A 21,746-nucleotide genomic window follows, 5' to 3' on the forward strand; every position below is an offset into this window, starting at 1 on the left:
GCCGCTAGTTCCTCTGCAGCACGGAACGGACGAGGCGCGGTCCCTTCCACCCGTGCACCGCACCGACCGGCCGGGGCGACACCTGCAGCGGCCACCAGAACCACCGGCCCAGGAGCGCGGCAATGGCCGGCGTCATGAACGCTCGCACGATCAAGGTGTCGAACAACAGACCCAAACCGATCGTGGTTCCCACCTGCCCAAGGGTGAGCAGGTCACTGACGATCATGGAGCCCATCGTCGCCGCGAAGACCAGCCCGGCAGCGGTCACCACCTTGCCGGTGCCGCCCATCGCTCGGATGATGCCCGTGTTGAGGCCGGCGCCCAACTCCTCTTTCATACGGGAGACGAGCAACAAGTTGTAGTCAGAGCCCACCGCAAGCAGCACGATGACCGACATGGCCAACACCACCCAGTTGATCTGGATACCGCAAATGTGTTGCCAGACAAGCACAGACAAACCAAACGACGCGCCCAGTGACAACGCCACGGTTCCGACGATCACCAGCGCGGCCACCAAGCTCCGGGTCATCAACAACATGATGATGAAAATGAGGCACAGGGCGGCGACACCCGCGATCAAGAGGTCGTATTTTGATCCATCGACCAGCTCACTGACACCCGCCGCCGTACCCGCCAGGGAGAGCTTGGCGTGCTCCAGCGGAGTTCCCTTCAGCGCTTCCTCCGCGGCGGTCTTGATCGGTTCCACCCGCGAAATGCCTTCGGGTGTCGCGGGATCTCCGCGCTGAGAGATGAGCATGCGCGTCGACTTGCCATCGGGCGACATGAAGATCTTCATGACCCGCTTGAAGTCCTTGTTGTTCAGCACATCCGGCGGCAGATAGAAGGAGTCATCGTTCTTCGACGCGTCGAATGCCTTGCCCATGGCCGTCGAGTTCTCGGTGGATTCATCCATCTGGGCGAAGATTCCGGACATCGTGCTGTGCATCGTCAGCATCGATTCGCGGGTGCTCTTCATGGTGTCGATCATGATGGGGAATTGCTCGAGCAGCTGCGGCATCAGCCTGTCCAGCTCGTCAAGATCGCCCACCAGAGTCTGCATCTTGTCGGTCACCTGATCGACGCCGTCGAGCGCATCGAAGATCGACCTGATCGACCAGCAGATGGGAATGTCGAAGCAGTGCTTCTCCCAGTAGAAGTAGTTGCGGATCGGCCGCCAGAAGTCTTCGAAATTCTCGATGTGGTCCCGCAGCGTGGACATATCTTTCTGAAGATCGTGCGTGGTGCTGACCATCCGGTGAGTGGTCGCCACCATCTGTTTCATCAGATCGAACATGCGCTGCATGAGCGCGATCGTCGTTCCCATGTCATCGGCCTGCTTAAGCATGTCGTCCATACGCGCGCGCTGGAACGGCAGACTCAATCGCTGGCTCGCGTTCGACATGCTGAGCATGAACGGCACCGATGAGTGCTCGATCTGCGTTCCCTCGGGACGCGTGATGGACTGCACGTTGGCGATGCCGGGCACCGCGAACACCGCCTTGGCCAGCCTGTTCAACACCAGCAGATCGGCCGAGTTACGCATGTCGTGATTCGCCTCGACCAACAGGATGTCGGGCGTAGACATCTTCGATTCCGGGAAATGCCGCGAGGCGGCAACGAGTCCCTGAACCGCGGGGATGTCCTTCGGTATGTACTTCGCGTCGGTGTAGCTGGGGTTGTATCCCGGCAGCGTCAAAAGCCCGATGAGTGAGATCGCCACCGTCCCGGCGAGAATCGGTCCGGGCCAGCGCACGATCGCGGTACCCAGCCGCCGCCAGCGCCGCGTCGTCACCTGCCGCTTGGGATCGAAAAGCCCGAAGCGGCTACCCGCGGCGATGCATGCCGGAACCAGGGTGAGCGCAACCGCCACCGCGACCAGGATGCCGACCGCACCGGGGATGCCCAGCGGCTTGAAATACGGCAGCCGGGTGAAATGCAGACACGCGATCGCACCGGCAATGGTCAGGCCAGATGCCAGCACGACCTTGGCCACCCCGCGGTAGGCGGTGTAGTAGGCGGTCTGGCGATCCTCGCCTGCCTGACGCGCCTCCTGGTACCGCCCGGTGAAGAAGATTCCGTAGTCCGTACCTGCGGCGATGCCCACAGACACCAGAAGGTTCACCACGAAGGTGGTAAGGCCAACGATCCCGTGCATGCCGAGGAACGCGACGAGTCCTCGCGCAACCTGCAGCTCGATACCGACGGTGAACAACAAGATGATGACCGTGATGAATGACCGGTAGAGCAGGAGCAGCATCAGGAAAATCACGCCAACACTCACCAAGGTGATGAGGATGACCGTCCGGTTTCCACTCTCCGACATATCGGAGACGACGGCCGCGGGGCCCGTGACATAGGTCTTGACCCCCGGCGGCAGCCCCGGAGTGTCTTTGACGATCTTCTGAACGGCTTCCACCGATTCGTTCGCATCGGCCTGGCCAAAGCGCCCGGTGAGATTCAATTGCACATACGCGGCTTTGCCGTCGGCACTCTGGGCGGCACCAGCGGTTAGCGGGTCGCCCCAGAAGTCCTGGATATGCTGCACATGTTTCGGATCGTCCTTCAATTGACGGACGACGGCGTCATAATACTTGTGCGCATCGTCGCCGAGAGGGTTCTCTCCCTCGAGCACGATCACTGCGACGCTCTCGGAATTGGATTCCTGGAAAACCTTCCCCATCTGTGTCATTGCTTTGACGGAGGGTGCGTCCGGCGGGCTCAGGGAGACCGAATGCTCCCTTTCGACGATCTCCAGCGGCGGCACCTTGACGGTCAGCAAGACAGTGATCGCAAGCCAGCCCAAGATAATGAATACCGCACCCTTGCGGATAATGGTCGCCATTATCGGTCGGTGTGATTGACCTTTGCCGTCGCCCTCGCTCATGCGGCCTTCAGCAGGCATGAGGTAAAGGCATTGGTCTGATTTGTCACCTTCTCGGACTTAACCTCATCGTCCACGATGATGCGGCACCCGATACTGCCGCCATCCCCCTGCGCCATGATGCTTCCCACCGCTGTCGTCTTACCGATCTCGAATTTCACCGACCATGGCAATGGGATTTTCTGAATGTACAGCGGATCACCATTGACATCGAAATAGCTGATATCGGCCACATTCCCCGGCGATCCGAAAACCTCATACGACATCTTCTTGGGATCAAACGATTTAGCGTCACTGACATTCGTATCGGCATACGACGGACGGTTCTCGGAACCGAATACACCGTGAAGCCGCGACACCGTAAAACCGCCGGCACCAATTACCGCGAGCACCAGTAGCGGAATCCACAGACGCATCAAAAGCCGAAGAATCGTAACCCTCCTCGTCTATCTCCGCATCCGGCACCATGCTCGGACATGCACATCCCAATTGCAAAACGCGGAACGCCTCAGCGGCGCTCCCGGCCGTTAAAGATTAGACCATGCATGAGAGTCGCGTATGTACCCGTTGCACACCCGATATGCAATGAGTAGCACGCTATTTTGGATACAGACGTGTACAGATTTACTGCATACCGCCGTGGGCAACCACGATCGTCCGATTCTCCAATTCCTACGAATGGGTGAACGGATGGCTAATCAGCAGCTGAGGCCCCCCTTTGTGACCTCAGGGCCGAACCGACGGCGACAGTGGCGCCGGTCATAGCGAGAGACAGCTCAGCCTGCCATGTTCGCCGGTCGACCCGTCCCGGATGGGCCCAGAAAGCAAACCAGCTTGATTGCTCGCCGGCATCCGGCTCGGGCATCGCGATCCCGAGAGCATCCTGGGCCGATCCACACCTTGCCAAGACTGCGAAGATGGAGTTCGCAAGGCGCGTAGGCTGGTCAGCGTGTCCAAAACGTACGTTGGAGGGCGCCTTCGTCAACTCCGCAGCGAACGCGGGTTCAGCCAAGCTGCGCTCGCCCAGATGCTGGAGATCTCCCCGAGCTACCTCAACCAGATCGAGCATGACGTCCGTCCCCTGACCGTCGCGGTGCTCCTGCGTATCACCGAAGTGTTCGGCGTCGACGCGACGTTCTTCTCCTCCCAGGACGACAGCCGCCTCATCGCCGAGCTGCGCGAGGTGGTTCAGGACAAGGACCTGGACATCGACGTCGATCCCGCCGAGATCGCCGATGTCGTCGCCGGACATCCCGCCTTGGCACGCGCCATGGTCAATCTGCATCGGCGCTACCGGATCACCACCACGCAGTTGGCGGCGGCTACCGAAGACCGGTACACCGACGGCAGCGGCAGCGGTTCGATCACCATGCCGCACGAGGAGGTGCGCGACTACTTCTATCAGCGGCACAACTACCTCCACGAGCTCGACACCGCGGCCGAAGACCTGACGGTTCGGATGCGCATGCACCGGGCTGATCTCGCCAGAGAGATCGCCGACCGTATCACCGAAGTGCACGGCGTGCAGATCGCCCGGCGCATCGACCTCGGCGACAGCGTTCTGCACAAGTACGACCCGGTATCCAAGACGCTGGAGATCAGTAACCACCTCTCCGGGGGGCAGCAGGTTTTCAAACTGGCCGCCGAGCTGGCCTACCTGGAGTACGGCGATCTCATCGACACCATGGTCGACGACGGCAAGTTCACCTCCGAGGAATCTCGCAAACTGGCGCGGCTGGGCCTGTCCAACTACTTCGCCGCCGCCACGGTGCTGCCCTACCGGCAGTTCCATGGGGTGGCCGAGGACTTCCAATACGACATCGAGCGGCTCTCGGCGTTCTACTCGGTGAGCTACGAGACCATCTGCCACCGGCTGTCGACCCTGCAGCGTCCGTCGATGCGCGGGGTTCCGTTCTCATTCGTCCGGGTCGATCGTGCCGGAAACATGTCGAAACGTCAGTCAGCGACCGGTTTTCACTTCTCTTCCAGCGGCGGTACCTGTCCGCTGTGGAACGTATACGAGACCTTCGGCAACCCGGGCAAGATCCTGGTGCAGGTGGCGCAGATGCCCGACGGACGCAACTACCTCTGGGTGGCACGCACCGTCGAACGGCGTGCGTCGCGGTACGGACAGCCGGGTAAGACATTCGCGATCGGGCTCGGATGCGAGTTACGGCATGCGCATCGGCTGGTCTACTCGCAGGGCCTGGATCTGTCCTCCGAGGGCGCGACGACACCCATCGGCGTGGGTTGTCGGGTCTGCGAACGCGACAATTGCCCGCAGCGCGCCTTCCCCGCACTCGGGCGGGCTCTGGACCTTGACGAGCATCGCAGTACGGTGTCGCCATACCTTGTTCAGCAAGAAGGAGCCCGACAATGAGCGATGGTCGCATCCCACCAGGTGGTCTACGCGAGCTCGGACCGATCAACTGGGTGATTGCCAAGGGGATGGCACGCGCGATTAGCGCACCGCAGATGCACCTGGCGACCACACTCGGACAAACGGGCACCCGGTTCTGGCCGTGGCTGGCGTATTCCGGCGCCATCCTGCGCGGCACCAAGCTGTCCACCCGTGACACCGAGGTGGTGATCCTGCGCGTGGCCCACGTGCGCGAATGCGCGTACGAGCTGCAGCACCACACACGCATCGCGAAGTCCGCCGGGATCGATCCCGCATATCAAGAGCGGATTTTTGCGGGCGCCGGGGCCGAGGGGCTCTCCGACAAGGAGCGCGCCCTCATTACCGGCGTCGACGAAATACTCACCACCAGAACACTTTCCGATGAGGCATGGGAGGGACTCTCGAAGTTCCTGGACCGCCGCCAGCTCATCGGCTTTTGCCTGCTCGTCACGCAGTACGACGGCCTGGCCGCGACCATGTCATCCTTGCGCATCCCGCTGGACCTCTAGTCCCCCACACGTGGGTGGGGGTACCGCACGCGTGCGGGGGCGTGCCCTCAATCCAACAGGGCCATCAGATCCTCGTGGTAGCGCTCGCCCACCGCGGGCGCGATCGTCTCCAACTGCGATAACTGCGCATGGGAGAGGACCACATCCACGGCTGCCGTGTTCTCCTCGACGCGTGCCGCCTTCGTGGTCCCGGGGATAGGCACGATGCCCTCGCCGCGAGACAACAGCCAGGCCAGCGCGATCTGAGCCGGCGTCGCCCCCGCCTCGGCCGCGACGGCTTCCACGGCACCGACGATCGCACGGTTTCTGTCCAGGTTCTGCTGGCTGAATCTCGGCAGGTTCTTTCGGAAATCGCCGTCTGCCAACTGATCCGCGGACCGTATGAATCCCGCCAGGAACCCACGGCCCAGTGGCGAGTACGGCACCAGACCGATTCCCAACTCGCGCAGAGTCGGCAGCACCGCGGACTCCACATCCAGGGTCCACAACGAGTACTCCGACTGAACCGCCGCTATCGGATGTACCGCATGAGCGCGGCGGATGGTGGCCGCCGATGCTTCCGACAACCCGATGTGGCGGACCTTGCCCTGCGCCACCAATTCGGCAACCGCGCCGACCACCTCTTCGATCGGCACGGTGGGGTCGACGCGATGTTGGTAATAGAGGTCGATGTGATCGATCCCTAATCGGCGCAACGATCCTTCCACCGCCACAGCGATATTCGCCGGCGAGCTGTCGGGCTGGAAGGTTGCACCGGTGGCATGCGAAATCAGTCCGAACTTCGTCGCGAGCACCACCTCATCGCGACGGTCCGCGATCGCCTTACCCACCAGTTCCTCGTTGGTGTACGGGCCGTAGATTTCGGCGGTATCGATCAGGCTGACGCCCAGATCGAGCGCGCGATGGATGGCCTGGACGGACCGAGCGGCATCCGGACCGGTTTCCGCGGCCAGAGGTTGGTACCCAGATAGAGGCAGCCGGCATAGCCGTTGCCGGTATCGGCGATCGGCGCGAACTGGGTCGAATCGTCGCCGACACCCAGGTCTTCGGCGGTATCTGTCTCATCAAGCCATTGCGCGATGGTGCGAGCAGTCTCACCCCAACGATCGCCGACACCAATATCGCTGGTGCCCAACAAGTTCGTACTGAAGTGATAGCTCTCCCAGCCATCAGCCACACCGAGGAACTCACGGTACTGCGGATCTAACGGACGGCCGAGCCGTTCCTCGGTGGCGCGAAGTTGTTCCTCAGTGGCACCAGGATTTGGGTGGGTCACCGGATACAGTCCGTCGTCCACCGAGGCATGCCGCCGCTTGTTGTCGATCATCGCGTCGAGTAGTTGATGCCAAGCCTGATTTCCAACTGGTTCCGCCACGTTTCCCCCTCTACCGCCCAGCAGATTACGACGGGCCCCCCGGCCCGCGACAGATCAGAAGTTGATCATGTGCCCCGCAAGTCCATGGAACGCCTCCTGCAGCGCCTCGGACAGCGTCGGGTGGGTGTGCACGTTACGAGTCAGCTCGTTGACCGTCAGATCCCACTTCTGCGCGAGCGTCAGCTCGGGCAGAAGTTCGGAAACATCGGGACCGATCAGGTGCCCACCGATCAACTCGCCGTACTTGGCATCGGCGATCAGCTTCACGAATCCGGTCGGATCGGCGAGGCCGTGTGCCTTGCCATTCGCGGTGAAGGGGAACTTCGCGACCTTGACGTCGTACCCCTCGGCGCGGGCCTGCTCCTCGGTGAGCCCGAAGCTGGCGACCTGGGGCTGGCAGAAGGTCGCCCGCGGCATCATCCGGTAGTCGCCCAGCTCCAATGTTTCTGCACCGGCGATGGTTTCGGCGGCGACAACAGCCTGCGCCTCAGCGACGTGTGCCAGTTGCAGCTTGGAGGTGACGTCACCGATCGCGTAGATGTGCGGCACATTGGTGCGCATCCGCTCGTCGATGGCGATCGCGCCGCGGTCGGTCAGCGCGACACCCGTCGTGTCCAGGCCGAAGCCCTCGACGTTCGGCGCGAATCCGATGGCTTGCAGCACCTTGTCGGCGACGAGCTCGCTCTCCTGCCCGTCCTTGCTGACCTTGACCGTGACCTGCGAGCCATTGTCGGTGATCGACTCGACCTTGGTGCCCGTCAGGATCTTCACGCCCAGCTTCTTGTACTGCTTCTCGATCTCCTTGGACACCTCGGCGTCCTCGTTGGGCAGCGCACGCGGCAGGAATTCGACGATGGTGACATCCACGCCGTAGTTCTTGAGGACGTACGCGAACTCCATACCGATGGCCCCGGCGCCCGCGATGATGATCGATCCGGGCAGCTCACGGGTCATGATCTGCTTCTCGTAGGTGACCACGTTCTCCGAGAGCGAGGTCCCGGGCACGAGCCGCACACTGCTACCGGTGGCGATGATCACATTGGAGAAGGTCAGCGTCTCGGTGGCACCGTCGGCCTTCTTGATCGCCAAGGTGTTGGCATCGGTGAAGGTACCCACGCCTTCATATTCGGTGATCTTGTTCTTCTTCATCAGGAAGTGCACACCGGCCACACGCCCCTCGGCGACCTTACGGCTGCGGTCGAACGCGGCACCGAAATCGAACGTGGCCTCACCGCTGATGCCGAATGTCTTGGCTTCCTTGGTAAAGATGTGGGCCAACTCCGCGTTACGCAGCAGCGCCTTGGACGGGATACACCCGACATTGAGGCAGACTCCGCCCCAATACTTCTCCTCAACGATGGCGGTGGTCAGGCCCAACTGGGCTGCGCGAATAGCCGCGACATAGCCACCGGGACCGGCTCCGAGAACGACGACGTCATAGTGTGCAGTCACGAACTCCACCCTAGTAGGACGATGTCAGGCGGGGAGCGTCAAGCCCGGTCTCGATACTGAATGCCCCAACTGCGCAGCGGTTCCGGGCACAGTGACTGAACTCCGGGCACCGAAGGTGCGGTGCACGCCACATAGCCGTACTTCACACCGGCGGCCGCCACCGAGATCGCGGGCGCCGTCAACACGGCAAAAGCGAGGGCGACCACTATGGGGAGCGGTTCGACCATGGCCAACAGCAGCGCGACCACCACGCAGACAAACACCCAGATCAGCACGTAGGTGACCGCGACCGTCCGGTCGTTGGGCAACAGCGTCTCGAACCAATGCTGGTACAGCAGCAGTCCGACCGCGCCGGCGGGAATCCACACAGCCAGCAACAGCAACAGCAATACCCAGCGCTTCAGGAAGGCGGGTTCCCGCTCGGCGGGCACCCGTACCGGCTTCGCCGGTTCGTCGGCGAGCACCGGAACCGCGCCGGTATAGGGATCGGGCGTCATCGATTCGGCCGACGTGACCGGCATCGCACCGGTGCGGTCGCCTGCGACGTCAAACGCTGCGGTCAGCGGCAACGCATCGGTGTCGATGCGGCCGGTGGTCACCAGGTCTTCGTCATCCTTGAACGCCGAGAACGCGGTGAAGGTCGCGGTATCCAATCCGTCTCTGGTCCTACCGCCATCGATCGGCACGGCCAGCGGATCGGCGAGGTCGCCCTCGACGATGCTCGGCTTCTCCGTGTCGTCGACAAGCTCGGCTTCAGCGCTCGTCTTTTCGACGGTGTTTTCTGCATTTTTGTCAGACACTGTGAATCACCTGTATCGCCGCAAGAATCCCGAACCACCCGGGAGAAATCGCCAGCACGAATGCCGCCGCGGCCGTCATCCATTTTCGCGTGGACGCGATCAAGATGAAGAAACCGATCAGGCTCGGTACCGCGACAACAACGCCGATGAAGAGGTCGGGCCGCACTGGTTCATGCGCGATGAACACGCTAGACATCCCAGCGACAAGTCCAACTGCTATCCCCAGCAGCATCGCGCTAGCTACAACCTGCGCGCGTGGCAGTGGTATCACGAGAAAACTCCTGCTCGGTGTTCTGTCCGCCCCCGGGCCACCTTCGACCATACTGCGGTCACTGGCACACTGGCTCAAATGACGTCGGCGCGCCGCTCCCCGGACCCACATCTCTGGCTCGAAGACATCGGTGGCGACGAGCCGCTGAATTGGGTACGCGAACGCAACTCGATAACAACCGGCGAGTTTTCCGGTGCACGATTTGACGAAATGCGGGCCGAGGCGCTGGCCATTCTCAATACCGACGCACAAATCCCGTATGTGCGTCGGCGAGGCGAATACCTCTACAACTTCCGACGCGATGCCAACAACGCCCGCGGCCTTTGGCGGCGAACCACTTTGGATCAATACCGTCTCGATGAACCCGAATGGGACGTCATCATCGACGTCGACGCCCTGGCGGACAGCGAGGACGAGAACTGGGTCTGGGCGGGTGCGACGGCGCTACGCCCCGAGTTCAACCGGGCGCTGGTCAGTTTGTCGCGCGGCGGATCGGACGCCGTGGTGGTACGTGAATTCGATCTGGAAACACGGCAGTTCGTGACGGACGGTTTCGTGTTGCCCGAGGCCAAGACTCAGATCGGGTGGATCGACGCCGACACCGTGTTCGTGGGCACCGATTTCGGGCCCGGAAGTCTTACGGATTCGGGATATCCCCGTCTGGTCAAGCGCTGGAAGCGCGGACAGTCCCTGGACGATGCGGAACTGGTTTTCAGCGGCGAATCGTCGGACGTGATGGTGGGCGCGAGCTTTGATGACACCCCCGGCTTCGAACGCACCCTGATCAGTCGGGCCACCGACTTCTTCAATTCCGAAGTACACGAGCTCAGTGTCGACGGAGAGCTGCTGCATATCGACGTCCCCACCGATGCCTCGGTGTCGGTGCACCGCGAATGGCTCCTGATCGAACTCAAGTCGCCGTGGCAGTTGGACGGCGCCGAGCATTCGGCCGGGACCCTACTGGCGGCTCGCTATGCCGACTTCCTCGCCGGGGATCGCACCGTCACCGCGGTGTTCATTCCCGACGAACATGCGAGCCTGCACCACTACGCATGGACCCGGGAACGGCTTACCGTCGTGATCCTGCGCGATGTGGTGAGCCAGATCGTGGTGTTCACCCCGGGCAGCTGGAACTCCGAACCACTGGGCGGTGTGCCCGTCAACGCCACCACACAGATCGTCGCGATCGACGACCTTGGCGATGAGATATTCCTTGACACATCGGGTTTCACCCAGCCGTCCACACTGCTGCACGGCACAGCAGGCACCGCGGGGGCCTGGGTATCCCCCATCAAATCGGCACCGTCTTTCTTCGACGGCGCCTCCTTTGAGGTGACCCAGCACTTCGCACGGTCCGACGACGGGACCGCGATTCCCTACTTCGTCGTGCGCCCCAGCGGATCCACCGAAGCGGGACCCACTCTGCTCGGCGGGTACGGAGGTTTCGAGGTCTCCAGAACTCCCGGCTATGACGGCGTACTGGGCAAACTGTGGCTGTCCCGCGGCGGCACCTACGTGCTGGCCAACATCCGCGGAGGCGGCGAGTACGGCCCGGTGTGGCACACCCAGGCGATGCGAGAAGGACGCCATCTGGCGTATGAAGACTTCGCCTCTGTCGCAAGAGATTTGGTGGCGCGGGGCATTACCACCGCAGCACAGTTGGGCGCGCAGGGCGGCAGCAACGGAGGACTGCTGATGGGTGTGATGCTCACGGCCTACCCAGAACTGTTCGGCGCGTTGGTGTGCCAGGTCCCGCTGCTGGACATGCGGCGTTATCACCTGTTACTGGCCGGCGCGTCCTGGGTCGCCGAATACGGTGACCCGGACAATCCAGATGATTGGGGGTTCATCTCCAAATACTCTCCGTACCAGAATATTTCGCCCGAGAAGCACTATCCGCCCGTTCTGGTGACCACCTCGACCCGCGACGACCGCGTTCACCCGGGACATGCACGCAAGATGACAGCCGCACTACAAGAGGCGGGGCAACCGGTCTGGTACTACGAGAACATCGAGGGTGGCCATGGCGGTGCGGCCAACAACGACCAGTCGGCATTCAAGGCGGCGCTGGCCATCGAGTTCCTCTGGCGCCGGCTCGCACCCTGACCCGAAATCTCAGGGCGATCCCCGATGCGGGTGTGGTGGCCGAAGCAGACAATGGCTCCATGAGCGAAACCAACACTGTTCCACCATGGGTCAACAAGATGGTCAGGGGCCTGCTCCGCAGCCCGCTGCACCCCGTGCTCAGCGGCAATATCGCGTTGTTCACTTTCACCGGACGCAAGAGCGGCAAGGAATACAACGTGGCCGCCACCTACATTCGCGACGGCGATGTGCTGACCGTCTTCACTGACAGGGCGTGGGCCAAGAACCTGCGCGACGGACGCCCCGTCACCGCATTGGTGCGCGGCAAGCGGCTCGACGGAACCGCCGAGTTGTCCACCGGCCCCCAGATCGCCGGTCCACTGGCCGACCTGCTGCACAGAGTGCCGCGCGATGCCAAGTACCACAACGTGCGACGCAACTCGGACGGCAGCTTCAACCAATCCGATATCGAACGGGCCGCAGCTGCCGAGAGCATGGTGACCGTGCGCCTGTCATGACCCACGTCACTTAGCGACCGGGACAGTCTCACAAATCACCCCGCCAGGTCGGCCAAGCAACGGCGAATGACGAACTCACACATATGCAGTTTGCTCGATAGGTTTTCCACCTCGCAGATCGCCGCCAGCCAACGATCACAAAACCGCAGCTCACAGGTGCTAACTACTGCAAGCACCAGTGGGTTAGATTCTTAATTTCCCAGTTCAGAGGCGGGCAAAATTGAGGGACGGGAGCCACGGCATCGGGCACCGTTACCGAAATCGAGACCGATCCGTAACCGTCGTGAGTTGTTGCCGTTAGGTGTGCTCGGCTAGCTTGGTAGCTAGCTGAATTATTGGCCTTGGCAAAGTTGCCTGGCGGGCCGCAGTAGTTAACCGACATGACGGGAGCGCATTGCAGCGCTCCCGGATGGTCGGTAGTTGGAGCCAGATTGCCGTGAGGTGCACGATGAGAAACGACTTGTTCATCGGCTTGAGTGAGAACGGGTGGGACCGTGCTCCGTGGGATACCGAGCCAGAGTTTTCGCCCACCGAGCTAGACATCCTGCTGGATCGTCGACTGTCCGTCAGTGACGCCGCCGAACGCGTCGGCTGCGTCGAGCACGACGTGCAGCGCATCCGCGACGCCCACGCGGCCTGACGCTCATGTCAGCGCCGCAACAAACCGCCCACTAGTCCCGACACCACACCCACCACGATCACCAGGCCACCGGCCGCCATCGTGAGGCTCAGCCAGTGGTGGGCATTGCCGACCGCCTGGGTAACCAGGCTGTCGGCCACGCCACGCAGATTGTCGTTGACCCGGTTCAATGGCCGATCCAGGTAGCGCCGCCCGATCTCCAGCCCCGCCCACCCGGCCGCACCCACCAGTAGTGCCGAAATACCAAGCCCGACAAGGCCCTTCGCGCGGCTACGGACCGCCAACTGAGTCAGCCCCGCGAGCACGAGTGTTAAACCGAAGGATATCCACACGGCAAGCTGACCGAAGCGCGCCACCGGCACCAAACGACCCGGCGTCAGACCCGCCAGATTGTCATCGGTAACCGAGACCTTCAGTGTCTCAGGCGCTTTGATGGAAAGCCCCTGCGGCACCAGGCTCTTGATCATGGGCGCCACATCGATCTGCCAGCTGCCCTGCGAATCACGCTGCGCCGAGTTCGAGTTCGTGAACAACCACTGGTGCGCCATCCGATTCACCGACGCGAAGTCCGCACGGAACTGCGGGCCACCGGTGTACGTGGCGGTCAACTCCGCGACCTGGGTCTCGTTGACACGCGAGCCCTGCTTCTGGCCCAGCGACACGATCTGGGTGGTGAGTTCCCCCGCGATCGCCCGCTGCACCCTCGCGTCGGCAGCCGCCGGCGCCGTCAACACCACATAGCCGTTCTCGTCGACAATCCGGGACTGTGTCCAGGCCGCCGTCACCGTCAGAGCCAGCGCGGCAGTGGTGAGCAGCCACAGCAGGACCGCGAACAGGAATCGCATCGAGCCCAGGTTAGTCCGGCAGGCCGGAACGAGGCGACTTCGGGATCTGAACCGGGCGGCGGCGGGGATCTAGTCCGTGAGCGCGCGCCCCAAGATCAGTGGATCGGCCTGACCGACGACATCGACATCCTTGTCGTCGTAGTCGAACTTGCCCAGAACGTGCCGCATCGCGCTGACGCGTGCGCGCTTCTTGTCGTTGCTCTTCACCACGATCCACGGCGCGTGATCGGTGTCGGTGAGCGAGAACATCTCTTCCTTGGCCCTGGTGTAGGCATCCCACTTGTCCAGGGAGGCCAGATCCATCGGTGAGAGCTTCCACTGGCGCACCGGATCAACCTGCCGGATCGCGAAGCGGGTGCGCTGCTCGGCGGAGGATACCGAGAACCACAGTTTGGTCAGGCTGATGCCGTCATTGACCAACATCTGCTCGAAAAGCGGTGCCTGGTGGATGAATTCGGAATGCTGCTCGTCGGAACAAAATCCCATGACGCGCTCGACACCGGCACGGTTGTACCAGGAGCGGTCGAAGAACACCATCTCTCCGGCAGCCGGCAGATGCGGAACATACCGCTGGAAGTACCACTGGGTGCGTTCCCGTTCGGTCGGCTTCTCCAGCGCGACAACGCGAGCACCACGCGGGTTGAGGTGCTCCATGAACCGCTTGATGGTGCCGCCCTTACCGGCGGCGTCGCGCCCCTCGAAGAGGATGACGTGCCGGGCGCCGGTGCGCTTGCTCCAGTTCTGTAGCTTGAGCAGCTCGATCTGCAGTAGACGCTTCTCCAGCTCGTACTGATGACGGCTCATCCGCTCGTCGTACGGGTAGTTCTCTCGCCAGGTGTCCACCGCGACGCCGTCGGGCGCGATGAGTACCGGGTCGTCATCGTCATCGTCGTCGACGGTGTAGCCCTGCGCAGCGGCCGTAATGGTCTCGGTCACCAGCGGAAACTAACCCCGGCAACCGTCGCCAGGGTGGCCGACGAGTGAACGTGAGGTGTCAGCGACGGAAGGGGCGCAGTGCCTTGTTCGAGAGCTTGGTAAGACTCTTGAGCGCCACCGGCGCCAGCCAGCTCGGTCCGCTGTACCACAGCGGCTCACTGGGCAGCGTCACCCGGGTGTCGACGATGGCCTCCGTGCGGCAGTACTTGAGCAGACCGCTGGCACCACCGAAGCGCGAGCCCATCCCCGAGCCCTTCCAGCCACCGTGCGGCGCGGTCAGACAGGACAGGTTCATGATCACGTCGTTGATATTGACGGTACCGCAATCAAGTTGCAGCGCAATGCGTTCGGCGCGCCTTCGGTCCTTGGTCCAGACGCTGGCAGACAGCCCGTACTCGCTGTCATTCGCCAGGGCAATCGCCGCGGACTCCTCAGAGAACCGCATGATCGGCAGCGTGGGACCAAAGGTCTCCTCCCGCATGCAATCCATGGAATGATCCACGTCGACCAGCACGGTCGGAGCGTAGAAGGTACCGCCGCCCGGGACCCGCGCGCCGCCGGTGAGTGCCCGAGCACCCGACGCAACCGCCTGGCGCACATGCCGATCCACGACCTCGAGCTGATTCTCGTCGATCATGGCGCCGACGCTGTGATCCATCCCGGCCCCGATCTCCAAACTGCGCACCTCGTCGACCACCAGGTCGACAAACTGCTCATAGATCGAGTCGTGGACGTACACCCGCTCGACGGAGACACAGGTCTGACCGGCGTTGAACATGCTGCCCCACACCGCTGCATGTGCCGCACGTTTGACGTCGGCATCCGAGAGCACCAGCATCGGGTCCTTGCCGCCCAGTTCCAGGCTGACCGGGGTGAGGCGGCGCGCGGCGCGCTCCATGATCTTCTTGCCGGTGGCCGTCGATCCGGTGAACTGGATGAAGTCGACGTTGTCGATCAGTGCCTCGCCGACCTCACGTGCGCCGTGGACAATCTCGAACACCGGCGGCGCTCCGATTTCCTCCCAGCCGCGCGCGATGAGTTCATCGGACAGCGGCGTGCGTTCGGAGGGCTTGAGCAGCACCGAACAGCCCGCCAACAGGGCCGGAATCACATCCCAATATCCAAGTGCCACAGGATAATTCCATGGGGAGATAACTCCTACGACCCTACGGGGCCGCTGATACAGGGTGATCTTCTTGGTGTTCATGGCGATGGACGAGGCCGGCCGCGATTCGGGTGTTAAGAATTCCGCCGCACGAGGCGCGTAGTAGGCGATGATCGCGAGAATCGACGGAATCTCGATGCCCGCGTCGATCTTGGACTTACCGGTCTCGGCGATCAACTGGGCCTCGATACGCGGCGTGTTGTCGGTCAGCCACTGCGCGAAGCGGGCCAGCACCTTGCCGCGTCCCTCGGGGCCAAGACGCTCCCACGACGGCTGCGCCTTGGCCAGTTGTGCGGTGATCACGGGGATATCCGAGGGATCGGTCCAGTTCACCTGCCCGACGACCTGCCCGTTCGCGGGATTGCGCACGTCGCGGACGGCACTGTGGGCGGCGGCGAGGTTTTCAGACGTCGTTGTCATTAGAGGAGTCTGGCACGAGGGGACCCACGTCGCCATCCCCACTAGTTGGTTGGAATCATCCCGCGCAGGTAGGCGGCTTGACCCAGATGCTGGGCGCAGTCGTCGACGATGCTGACCAACCGGACGCTCGCGGTGACCGGCGGATCCCAGTGCTGATCGACAACACGCGCAAGCTCGGCATCGGTCAGGGTGTCGACATACCGCAGTGTCATTTCGTGCACGTCCTGGTAGTAGCCACTGAGCAGGTCGACCGTCGCGATCACCTTGGCCACATCCTCGGGCGTGTGCCCGTATCCGTTGGAGTCGGCGGGCAGGTCGAGGCCGAATCTCGGCTCCCAGCCGAGGGCCGTCCACACCGGCTCCGCACCCGTGATGGCACAGATCTGCACGTCCTGACAGCGCGCCGAATGCCAGATCAGCCAGGCGATGCTGTTCGCATCCGTGGTTGGGCGATACACCAATGCGGAATCGGGAAGACCGTCGGTCACCTCGCCGACATGTTCGATGATCCGAGTAAAGCTGTCACGCAACAGTTCCCGCGCCGACGCAGCCGCCAGAGTGTTCATCATGGTTTGACGGTACGCCCGGGCTTGGGCGCAGTCTTGGTCGCAGGCGTGCTCATCGTCAGCGCACCTGCCGCACAGCCACAGACGAGTACCGCGAAGATGGGCAGCAGCAAGGCGGTGTTGAGGGACAACGCATCGGCAAGCCAGCCGATGAGGGCGGGCCCGCCCAGCACCGCGACGTAGCCGGTCCCGACCACCCAGGACAGCACTCGACCCTCGTGTTGTTCGTCGATGTTGCCCGCCACGGTGAATACCTGCGGGACGCCGCCGGCAAGCCCAAGGCCCACGGCCGCCCAGCCCGCCATGGTGAGAGGCAGCGTCGACGACGCGATCACGGTTAGCAGACCGACCGCGGCCAGCGCACATCCCCAGCGCAGGACCGGTACTCGTCCAACTCGTTCGACGAGCTTGTCAACGGTGAACCGGCCCACCGTCATGGCCGCCATGAACACGCCGAATGTGAACGCACCCCATGAATGGGAAGCACCCAGGTGCTCCTGTGCGTGCAGACTGCTCCAGTCCGTCGCCGATCCTTCCGAGAGCATCAGCAGCATGGCCAATACGCCGAGGAGAAACACCTGACCTCGGCGGCAGGTGACCGCGGGCGGCAGCGTGTACGGCACCGTGTCCGGGGCCTCGGCTTCGCCGACGCGCAGCTTGTCCCTCAGCAGCACACTGGCCGACGATCCCAGCACCGCCAGGCACAGCACAGTGACGCCCAGGACGGTGACGAAGACCGGTACGTGCACCGCAAACGCGACGGTTCCGATACCGGCACCCACCACATTGCCGACCGAGAACACCCCGTGGAATGAGGCCATGATCGGCCGGCCGTAGAAGCGCTCCACGTCGACCGCGGCGGCGTTCATCGCGACATCGGTGACGCCGACGGCGACGCCGCACAGGAACGCGCCTGCTCCGGCGATCCACACGTTTGTGGCCGATAGCGGGATGTTGACGCCGAGGGCCATCGCGGCGCCACCGGCAACGGCAATGGGCCCGCTGCCGAATCGGTCGACGAGCACACCGCTGATCAGCATGCCCACCAGTGCGCCGCCACCCAAGACCAGCACCACCAGGCCCAGCGCCGTCGAGGACATCCCCGTGGCCTGCTTCATGGTCGGGAGGTGCACAGCCCAGGTGGCCACCACGAGCCCGAACGATGCGAATACACCGATAACGGCAATCCGCATACGCAGCGGTTTCGTCAAGAAATAGTCCTCACCTCGGCGTTGAGCCGGCGATCACGCCCCCACCGCGACCTCGGCGAGCAGCACTCACCGGTACCTGTTGACCACAGTACTGACCATGACCATGTTGGGCCGCAGCGCGCATCGCCCCTGCCGAACACATCTCTTGATATTCATATGATTCTGTGGTGATATGAATACATGGACGCCTTCATGGTGATCGCCGACCCGACTCGACGCCGGATCATCGACACCCTGCGCGAAGGAGCAGCCGATGTCACGACGCTGATCGAACGACTCGATGTCTCGCAGTCGCTGGTGTCCAAGCACCTGGGCGTCCTGCGTGATGCAGGCACAGTTCGCGTGGAGGTCGCCGGGAAACGCCGGGTCTACCACCTGGCGGACGATCCCCTGCCCGCCGTACTGGCCTGGGTGACGCCCTATCACCGCAAGTGGGCCACCGCGTTCGATCGCCTCGCCCATCTCATCGTCAGCGAGGCCGACACTCATGACAACACGAAGGACGACGACCGTGACTAATCCCCTGGCCGCCACCCTCACCCCGTGCGACGACCACGACGGCAGGTGGGTTCTGACCATGTCCCGCGAGTTCAACCACTCACCGGAGAAGGTATGGCCGTGGCTCGTCGACCCCGACAAGTTGCGACAGTGGTCACCCGCCGTACCCGATCGCCCACTGGATTCGGTGGGAGCCGCTCGGGTCCGGGAGACTTCTGCGGATCCGGTACTCGACGGCGAAGTGCTCACCGTCAACCCTCCACACGAGCTGATCCATCGCTGGGGTCCCGACGACACCCTGAGGTGGCGAATCGAACCCACAAAGAATGGATGTCGACTGACCCTCGAACACTCGATGTCCGATCGCGGTAATGCGTCGGGAAATGCCGGCGGTTGGCACATCTGCCTGGACACTCTCACCTTGGCCGTCGACGGGACACCGCGTGGCCGGGTGGTTGGCCTCGATGCCATGACTCACGACTGGCAAAACCTCAACAACGGGTACGCAGAGATACTCGGCTGAGCGCTCACAGAATTTGCTGAATCTCCTCACGCACTCCGGGAACAAGCCAGCTAATTTGGATACAATCCTGCGTCGAAATTAGTCCTTGACCAGGTACTACAAGCGCAGTGGCCAATGTAGTGGAACTGGCCGGTTCACCCCTCTCAGAGTATGGCGCAAAAGCTTTGCCCTCTTTACTCTCATGCCACCGCATTCGGCAACGGCGCCGAAAGCACAGGAGGGGTCCTGATGGCAGCGCAGCATTCGGTTTCGGGGAAACGTCAATCGCTCAAGCGCTCGGTGGCCACCGCCGCCGCGGTGGCGGCGACATGCACGGTGCTGGCACCGGTCGCCATGGAGTCGCGAACCATCGCCTCGACGCTCGCGTCCTATGTCATCGGAGTCGGTGGCCGCGGCGACGGCCCGGGTGCGAACATTCCCGCCAAGCTCGGCGGCCTCGATGGCTTCTACAACTCTTCTTCCGACACGTACGTTCCCGTTTCCTATCCGGGGACGATGTGGCCCGTCGATGGTCTGCGGGACAAGACCTTTCGCCAATCTGTCACCGCAGGGCACACGGCATTGGCCTACGAGATTGCGACCCATCCGGGCAAGAAGGTCATCATCGGCTACTCGCTCGGCGCGGTAGTCGTCAACGAGTCACGCAAAGACCTCGAAGAGCAGTACGGGCCCGACGGAAACCCGGATATCCAATTCGTCCTGATCTCCAATGCCTACAAGCCCAATGGGGGCATTCTGGCCCGCTTCCCCGGTATCTGGATTCCGTTCATGGATATCTACTCGGCCCAGCCTGCGAAGCCGGACATCTTCACCACCACGGATATCACCAACGAATACGACACGATCGGCGACTTCCCGGCGTACTTCAACCCATTGGCCATCGCCAATGCCCTTGTGGCATTCCCGTATACGCATCCCGACCAGTTCTATGACAACACCGATCTGGACAAGTACGACAACGCGAACGCCCTGGCGGACAAGACCCAGACCGACGGCAACACAACCACGTACCACTACGAAGACGGCACGACCAAGACCGTGATCACCAACGCCAACGGCTCCATATCCACCTACTACGTCGTGCACACCGAACATCTCCCGCTGCTGCAACCGCTGCGCGATCTCACCAATCCGATAGGCGCGTCCTTCGTGCTCGATGCCATCGAGCCCACCCTGCGCGTGTTCATCGATATGGCCTACGACCGCGAAACCGGCCCGGGCACCATAAAACCGTTCAGTCTCTTCACCCCATCGAAAAACATCATCGATGCACTCAAGAAGCTGCCCGGTGCCGTCGAGGAAGGCGCCGAGAACTTCCAGAACGGACTGCCCGGCGCGGCGCCCATGCAACCCGCCCCTGTCGACAGAACCGCCAATCCCCCTGCCCCTCAGGCTGATCCCACGAGGGCCATACCGCCCGCGACCCAGACACCCGCACCCGAAACACCCAGGGAACCAGTCCTCACCCCGACCACATCCGGGCCAACCGCTCCCCCCGCGCCGACCAAGCTCTCCGATCCCACCGCAATCGCGGTCAGTGCAAACACAGTGCCCACCGCGCAGGCTGAGACCACAACGGAAACCAAACCCGAGACCACGCCCGACGAGAAGCCGGGCCAGCGGAAGCCCGCCGTCACTTCCGTCAAGGACGTCGAGAAGTCGAAAGACACGACGAAGCCGACCCTGCGCCTTCCGAAGCTTCCCGTGTCACGGCCCGGGACGACGGCGAAGAATCCGAAACTCCCGTCGATCAGAGACGGCCTCACGTCCATACCGGGCCTGGGCGCCGGCAAGTCACCCAGCGCGACCAGCGCCGACTCGGGAGCCGGCAAGGAAACCGGCGATACCGGAAACAGCAGCGGCCCCGAATCCGGCACCCACGCCGGCCCGAGTGACCACGCGAACTCGGGCGATCACTCCAAATCCGGGAACGGACATTCCGGGAGCAACGCGGCCTGACCCGGCCACCGCATCACGAATCAGCCAGATCGCAACCTCCACGCTCTCGCGTGGCACGGAGTCAAAGGTCAGCCCTCCGGATAGAAGAGAAAGAGCACGCAACCCTGCTTCGACTGCGGAACATGCCAGGACTACGCGGGGGCATGGAGGAATGTGCCGGCCGGATACTCGTTTACTCCATCGCCGAGCACTCCAGATACGACGTACACCTCCTCCGGCCCAGGCAGATGGTGATCCTCTCCCACCCACACCGCTCCCGCAGAGATGGTTGTAATCAGGGCTTTCGCACCATTCTCGCCCTCCCAGAGCGGTTGAATGGTCACTCCGGGGAAGAGCTCGATCGGCTCGACGTCACCCGCCGATTTCCACGCGTAGCCCGGAGCATTGGGACCGAAAAGAGCGGGATCACCCTGAGTGGCCGGCACCTGTGGAGCAACCCGTCAAGGTGGCGTCTGCATTCCTCATGTGGGCCCCTGGCACTGCGTCGCCTAGACTGGGTGAATGCCAGCCAAGACCGAACCAGCCGCGATCGACGATCTCGAGCCGCTGGCCGACGAGACTGCCCATCAGGCGCAGCGCGTCGTCGCCGCCTATGCGAACGATGCCGACGAGTGCCGCATGCTGCTCGCGATGCTGGGTATCGGGCCAACCAAGGTCGACGCGTAACCCGATACGTCTCCTCGCGATTCGT

General features: G+C 62.8%; 21 protein-coding genes and 1 pseudogene. 9 read left to right on the forward strand and 13 right to left on the reverse strand.

All coding sequences use genetic code 11. From position 1 onward, the window contains the following. Positions 1–4: 4 nt before the first annotated feature. Positions 5–2,884, reverse strand: a complete 2,880-nt coding sequence (locus tag MSTE_RS21185; protein ID WP_096504165.1) for an MMPL/RND family transporter — start codon at positions 2,882–2,884, stop codon at positions 5–7. Beyond that, entirely contained in the window at positions 2,881–3,297 is a 417-nt protein-coding gene (locus MSTE_RS21190; protein WP_096504167.1) for an MmpS family transport accessory protein, read from the reverse strand. Before MSTE_RS21190 ends, MSTE_RS21185 begins: the two co-directional genes overlap by 4 nt. A gap of 533 nt (positions 3,298–3,830) precedes the next feature. Between MSTE_RS21190 and ramB the strand changes: the two genes are divergently transcribed. Both ramB and MSTE_RS21200 read left to right on the forward strand, forming a co-directional pair. Continuing rightward, entirely contained in the window at positions 3,831–5,261 is a 1,431-nt protein-coding gene (gene ramB / locus MSTE_RS21195; RefSeq protein ID WP_096504169.1) for an acetate metabolism transcriptional regulator RamB, read from the forward strand. Continuing rightward, the gene (locus MSTE_RS21200) at positions 5,258–5,791 is read left to right on the forward strand and encodes a carboxymuconolactone decarboxylase family protein (protein ID WP_070915645.1); all 534 of its coding nucleotides are present in this window, start codon (positions 5,258–5,260) and stop codon (positions 5,789–5,791) included. Before ramB ends, MSTE_RS21200 begins: the two co-directional genes overlap by 4 nt. Positions 5,792–5,838: 47 nt before the next feature. Here the strand turns inward: MSTE_RS21200 and MSTE_RS21205 are convergent, their stop codons facing one another. Genes MSTE_RS21205 through MSTE_RS21225 form a run of 5 tightly spaced genes read right to left on the reverse strand, consistent with a single transcriptional unit; the run spans position 5,839 to position 9,689 of the window. Then, on the reverse strand, positions 5,839–6,768 hold the full coding sequence (locus MSTE_RS21205) for an aldo/keto reductase (protein ID WP_096504171.1): 930 nt from the start codon (positions 6,766–6,768) through the stop codon (positions 5,839–5,841). After that, the gene (locus MSTE_RS21210) at positions 6,666–7,166 is read right to left on the reverse strand and encodes an SMI1/KNR4 family protein (RefSeq protein ID WP_157997729.1); all 501 of its coding nucleotides are present in this window, start codon (positions 7,164–7,166) and stop codon (positions 6,666–6,668) included. The genes MSTE_RS21205 and MSTE_RS21210 overlap by 103 nt, the downstream gene beginning before the upstream one ends. 54 nt (positions 7,167–7,220) lie before the next feature. Further along, entirely contained in the window at positions 7,221–8,618 is a 1,398-nt protein-coding gene (lpdA, locus tag MSTE_RS21215) for a dihydrolipoyl dehydrogenase (RefSeq protein ID WP_096506205.1), read from the reverse strand. Between the two features lie 38 nt (positions 8,619–8,656). After that, positions 8,657–9,418, reverse strand: coding sequence for a hypothetical protein (locus MSTE_RS21220; protein WP_096504175.1), 762 nt, complete (start codon positions 9,416–9,418; stop codon positions 8,657–8,659). Beyond that, positions 9,411–9,689 carry a putative holin gene (locus tag MSTE_RS21225; RefSeq protein ID WP_030096352.1) on the reverse strand — a complete coding sequence of 93 codons (279 nt, stop codon included), beginning with the start codon at positions 9,687–9,689 and terminating at the stop codon, positions 9,411–9,413. Before MSTE_RS21225 ends, MSTE_RS21220 begins: the two co-directional genes overlap by 8 nt. A gap of 78 nt (positions 9,690–9,767) precedes the next feature. Here MSTE_RS21225 and MSTE_RS21230 point away from each other — a divergent pair, with 78 nt between their 5' ends. From MSTE_RS21230 to MSTE_RS21240, 3 genes are all read left to right on the forward strand, one after another. After that, the gene (locus MSTE_RS21230) at positions 9,768–11,795 is read left to right on the forward strand and encodes a prolyl oligopeptidase family serine peptidase (RefSeq protein ID WP_096504177.1); all 2,028 of its coding nucleotides are present in this window, start codon (positions 9,768–9,770) and stop codon (positions 11,793–11,795) included. A 59-nt stretch (positions 11,796–11,854) separates the two neighbouring features. Further along, complete coding sequence (locus MSTE_RS21235; protein ID WP_096506207.1) at positions 11,855–12,292, forward strand: PNPOx family protein; 438 nt, start codon at positions 11,855–11,857, stop codon at positions 12,290–12,292. Positions 12,293–12,740: 448 nt separating this feature from the next. Continuing rightward, complete coding sequence (locus MSTE_RS21240) at positions 12,741–12,932, forward strand: hypothetical protein (RefSeq protein ID WP_046256038.1); 192 nt, start codon at positions 12,741–12,743, stop codon at positions 12,930–12,932. A gap of 8 nt (positions 12,933–12,940) precedes the next feature. Here MSTE_RS21240 and MSTE_RS21245 read toward each other — a convergent pair whose 3' ends face one another. The 5 genes from MSTE_RS21245 to MSTE_RS21265 all read right to left on the reverse strand — a co-directional run bounded on the left by MSTE_RS21245 (position 12,941) and on the right by MSTE_RS21265 (position 18,057). Beyond that, positions 12,941–13,777 (reverse strand): hypothetical protein, encoded by an 837-nt coding sequence (locus tag MSTE_RS21245; RefSeq protein ID WP_096504179.1) that lies wholly within the window; start codon positions 13,775–13,777, stop codon positions 12,941–12,943. Positions 13,778–13,846: 69 nt separating this feature from the next. Continuing rightward, positions 13,847–14,713: a polyphosphate kinase 2 gene (ppk2, locus tag MSTE_RS21250; protein ID WP_030096347.1), complete on the reverse strand. Its 867-nt coding sequence runs from the start codon at positions 14,711–14,713 to the stop codon at positions 13,847–13,849. Positions 14,714–14,771: 58 nt separating this feature from the next. Next, positions 14,772–16,298 (reverse strand): aldehyde dehydrogenase family protein, encoded by a 1,527-nt coding sequence (locus tag MSTE_RS21255; protein WP_096504181.1) that lies wholly within the window; start codon positions 16,296–16,298, stop codon positions 14,772–14,774. A gap of 41 nt (positions 16,299–16,339) precedes the next feature. Beyond that, positions 16,340–16,864 carry a mycothiol transferase gene (locus tag MSTE_RS21260; RefSeq protein ID WP_408645928.1) on the reverse strand — a complete coding sequence of 175 codons (525 nt, stop codon included), beginning with the start codon at positions 16,862–16,864 and terminating at the stop codon, positions 16,340–16,342. Beyond that, complete coding sequence (locus tag MSTE_RS21265) at positions 16,864–18,057, reverse strand: MFS transporter (RefSeq protein WP_096504185.1); 1,194 nt, start codon at positions 18,055–18,057, stop codon at positions 16,864–16,866. The genes MSTE_RS21260 and MSTE_RS21265 overlap by 1 nt, the downstream gene beginning before the upstream one ends. A gap of 198 nt (positions 18,058–18,255) precedes the next feature. Between MSTE_RS21265 and MSTE_RS21270 the strand changes: the two genes are divergently transcribed. The 3 genes from MSTE_RS21270 (at position 18,256) to MSTE_RS21280 (ending at position 21,055) form a co-directional block, all read left to right on the forward strand. After that, the gene (locus MSTE_RS21270; protein WP_096504187.1) at positions 18,256–18,594 is read left to right on the forward strand and encodes an ArsR/SmtB family transcription factor; all 339 of its coding nucleotides are present in this window, start codon (positions 18,256–18,258) and stop codon (positions 18,592–18,594) included. Positions 18,595–18,652: 58 nt separating this feature from the next. After that, the gene (locus tag MSTE_RS21275; protein ID WP_231897136.1) at positions 18,653–19,096 is read left to right on the forward strand and encodes an SRPBCC domain-containing protein; all 444 of its coding nucleotides are present in this window, start codon (positions 18,653–18,655) and stop codon (positions 19,094–19,096) included. A 228-nt stretch (positions 19,097–19,324) separates the two neighbouring features. Then, positions 19,325–21,055, forward strand: a complete 1,731-nt coding sequence (locus tag MSTE_RS21280) for a PE-PPE domain-containing protein (RefSeq protein WP_096504191.1) — start codon at positions 19,325–19,327, stop codon at positions 21,053–21,055. A gap of 68 nt (positions 21,056–21,123) precedes the next feature. Here the strand turns inward: MSTE_RS21280 and MSTE_RS21285 are convergent. Next, positions 21,124–21,480 (reverse strand): annotated as a pseudogene (locus MSTE_RS21285) (cupin domain-containing protein). A gap of 76 nt (positions 21,481–21,556) precedes the next feature. Between MSTE_RS21285 and MSTE_RS25255 the strand changes: the two are divergent. After that, the gene (locus MSTE_RS25255; protein ID WP_044105041.1) at positions 21,557–21,721 is read left to right on the forward strand and encodes a hypothetical protein; all 165 of its coding nucleotides are present in this window, start codon (positions 21,557–21,559) and stop codon (positions 21,719–21,721) included. Positions 21,722–21,746: the final 25 nt, after the last annotated feature.

Origin of the sequence: [Mycobacterium] stephanolepidis, assembly GCF_002356335.1 — a bacterium.
Lineage (GTDB): Bacteria > Actinomycetota > Actinomycetes > Mycobacteriales > Mycobacteriaceae > Mycobacterium > Mycobacterium stephanolepidis.

What these genes read in the sequence shown, in the direction of transcription:
- MSTE_RS21260 (WP_408645928.1), bottom strand. Translation starts at nt 16,864, where the DNA reads ATGAACACTCTGGCGGCTGCGTCGGCGCGGGAACTGTTGCGTGACAGC.
- MSTE_RS21265 (WP_096504185.1), bottom strand. Translation starts at nt 18,057, where the DNA reads ATGCGGATTGCCGTTATCGGTGTATTCGCATCGTTCGGGCTCGTGGTG.
- MSTE_RS21185 (WP_096504165.1), bottom strand. Translation starts at nt 2,884, where the DNA reads ATGAGCGAGGGCGACGGCAAAGGTCAATCACACCGACCGATAATGGCG.
- MSTE_RS21200 (WP_070915645.1), top strand. Translation starts at nt 5,258, where the DNA reads ATGAGCGATGGTCGCATCCCACCAGGTGGTCTACGCGAGCTCGGACCG.
- MSTE_RS21245 (WP_096504179.1), bottom strand. Translation starts at nt 13,777, where the DNA reads ATGCGATTCCTGTTCGCGGTCCTGCTGTGGCTGCTCACCACTGCCGCG.
- MSTE_RS21230 (WP_096504177.1), top strand. Translation starts at nt 9,768, where the DNA reads ATGACGTCGGCGCGCCGCTCCCCGGACCCACATCTCTGGCTCGAAGAC.
- MSTE_RS21270 (WP_096504187.1), top strand. Translation starts at nt 18,256, where the DNA reads ATGGACGCCTTCATGGTGATCGCCGACCCGACTCGACGCCGGATCATC.
- MSTE_RS21255 (WP_096504181.1), bottom strand. Translation starts at nt 16,298, where the DNA reads ATGACAACGACGTCTGAAAACCTCGCCGCCGCCCACAGTGCCGTCCGC.
- MSTE_RS21275 (WP_231897136.1), top strand. Translation starts at nt 18,653, where the DNA reads ATGTCCCGCGAGTTCAACCACTCACCGGAGAAGGTATGGCCGTGGCTC.
- MSTE_RS21190 (WP_096504167.1), bottom strand. Translation starts at nt 3,297, where the DNA reads ATGCGTCTGTGGATTCCGCTACTGGTGCTCGCGGTAATTGGTGCCGGC.
- MSTE_RS21280 (WP_096504191.1), top strand. Translation starts at nt 19,325, where the DNA reads ATGGCAGCGCAGCATTCGGTTTCGGGGAAACGTCAATCGCTCAAGCGC.
- MSTE_RS21240 (WP_046256038.1), top strand. Translation starts at nt 12,741, where the DNA reads ATGAGAAACGACTTGTTCATCGGCTTGAGTGAGAACGGGTGGGACCGT.
- MSTE_RS21235 (WP_096506207.1), top strand. Translation starts at nt 11,855, where the DNA reads ATGAGCGAAACCAACACTGTTCCACCATGGGTCAACAAGATGGTCAGG.
- MSTE_RS25255 (WP_044105041.1), top strand. Translation starts at nt 21,557, where the DNA reads ATGCCAGCCAAGACCGAACCAGCCGCGATCGACGATCTCGAGCCGCTG.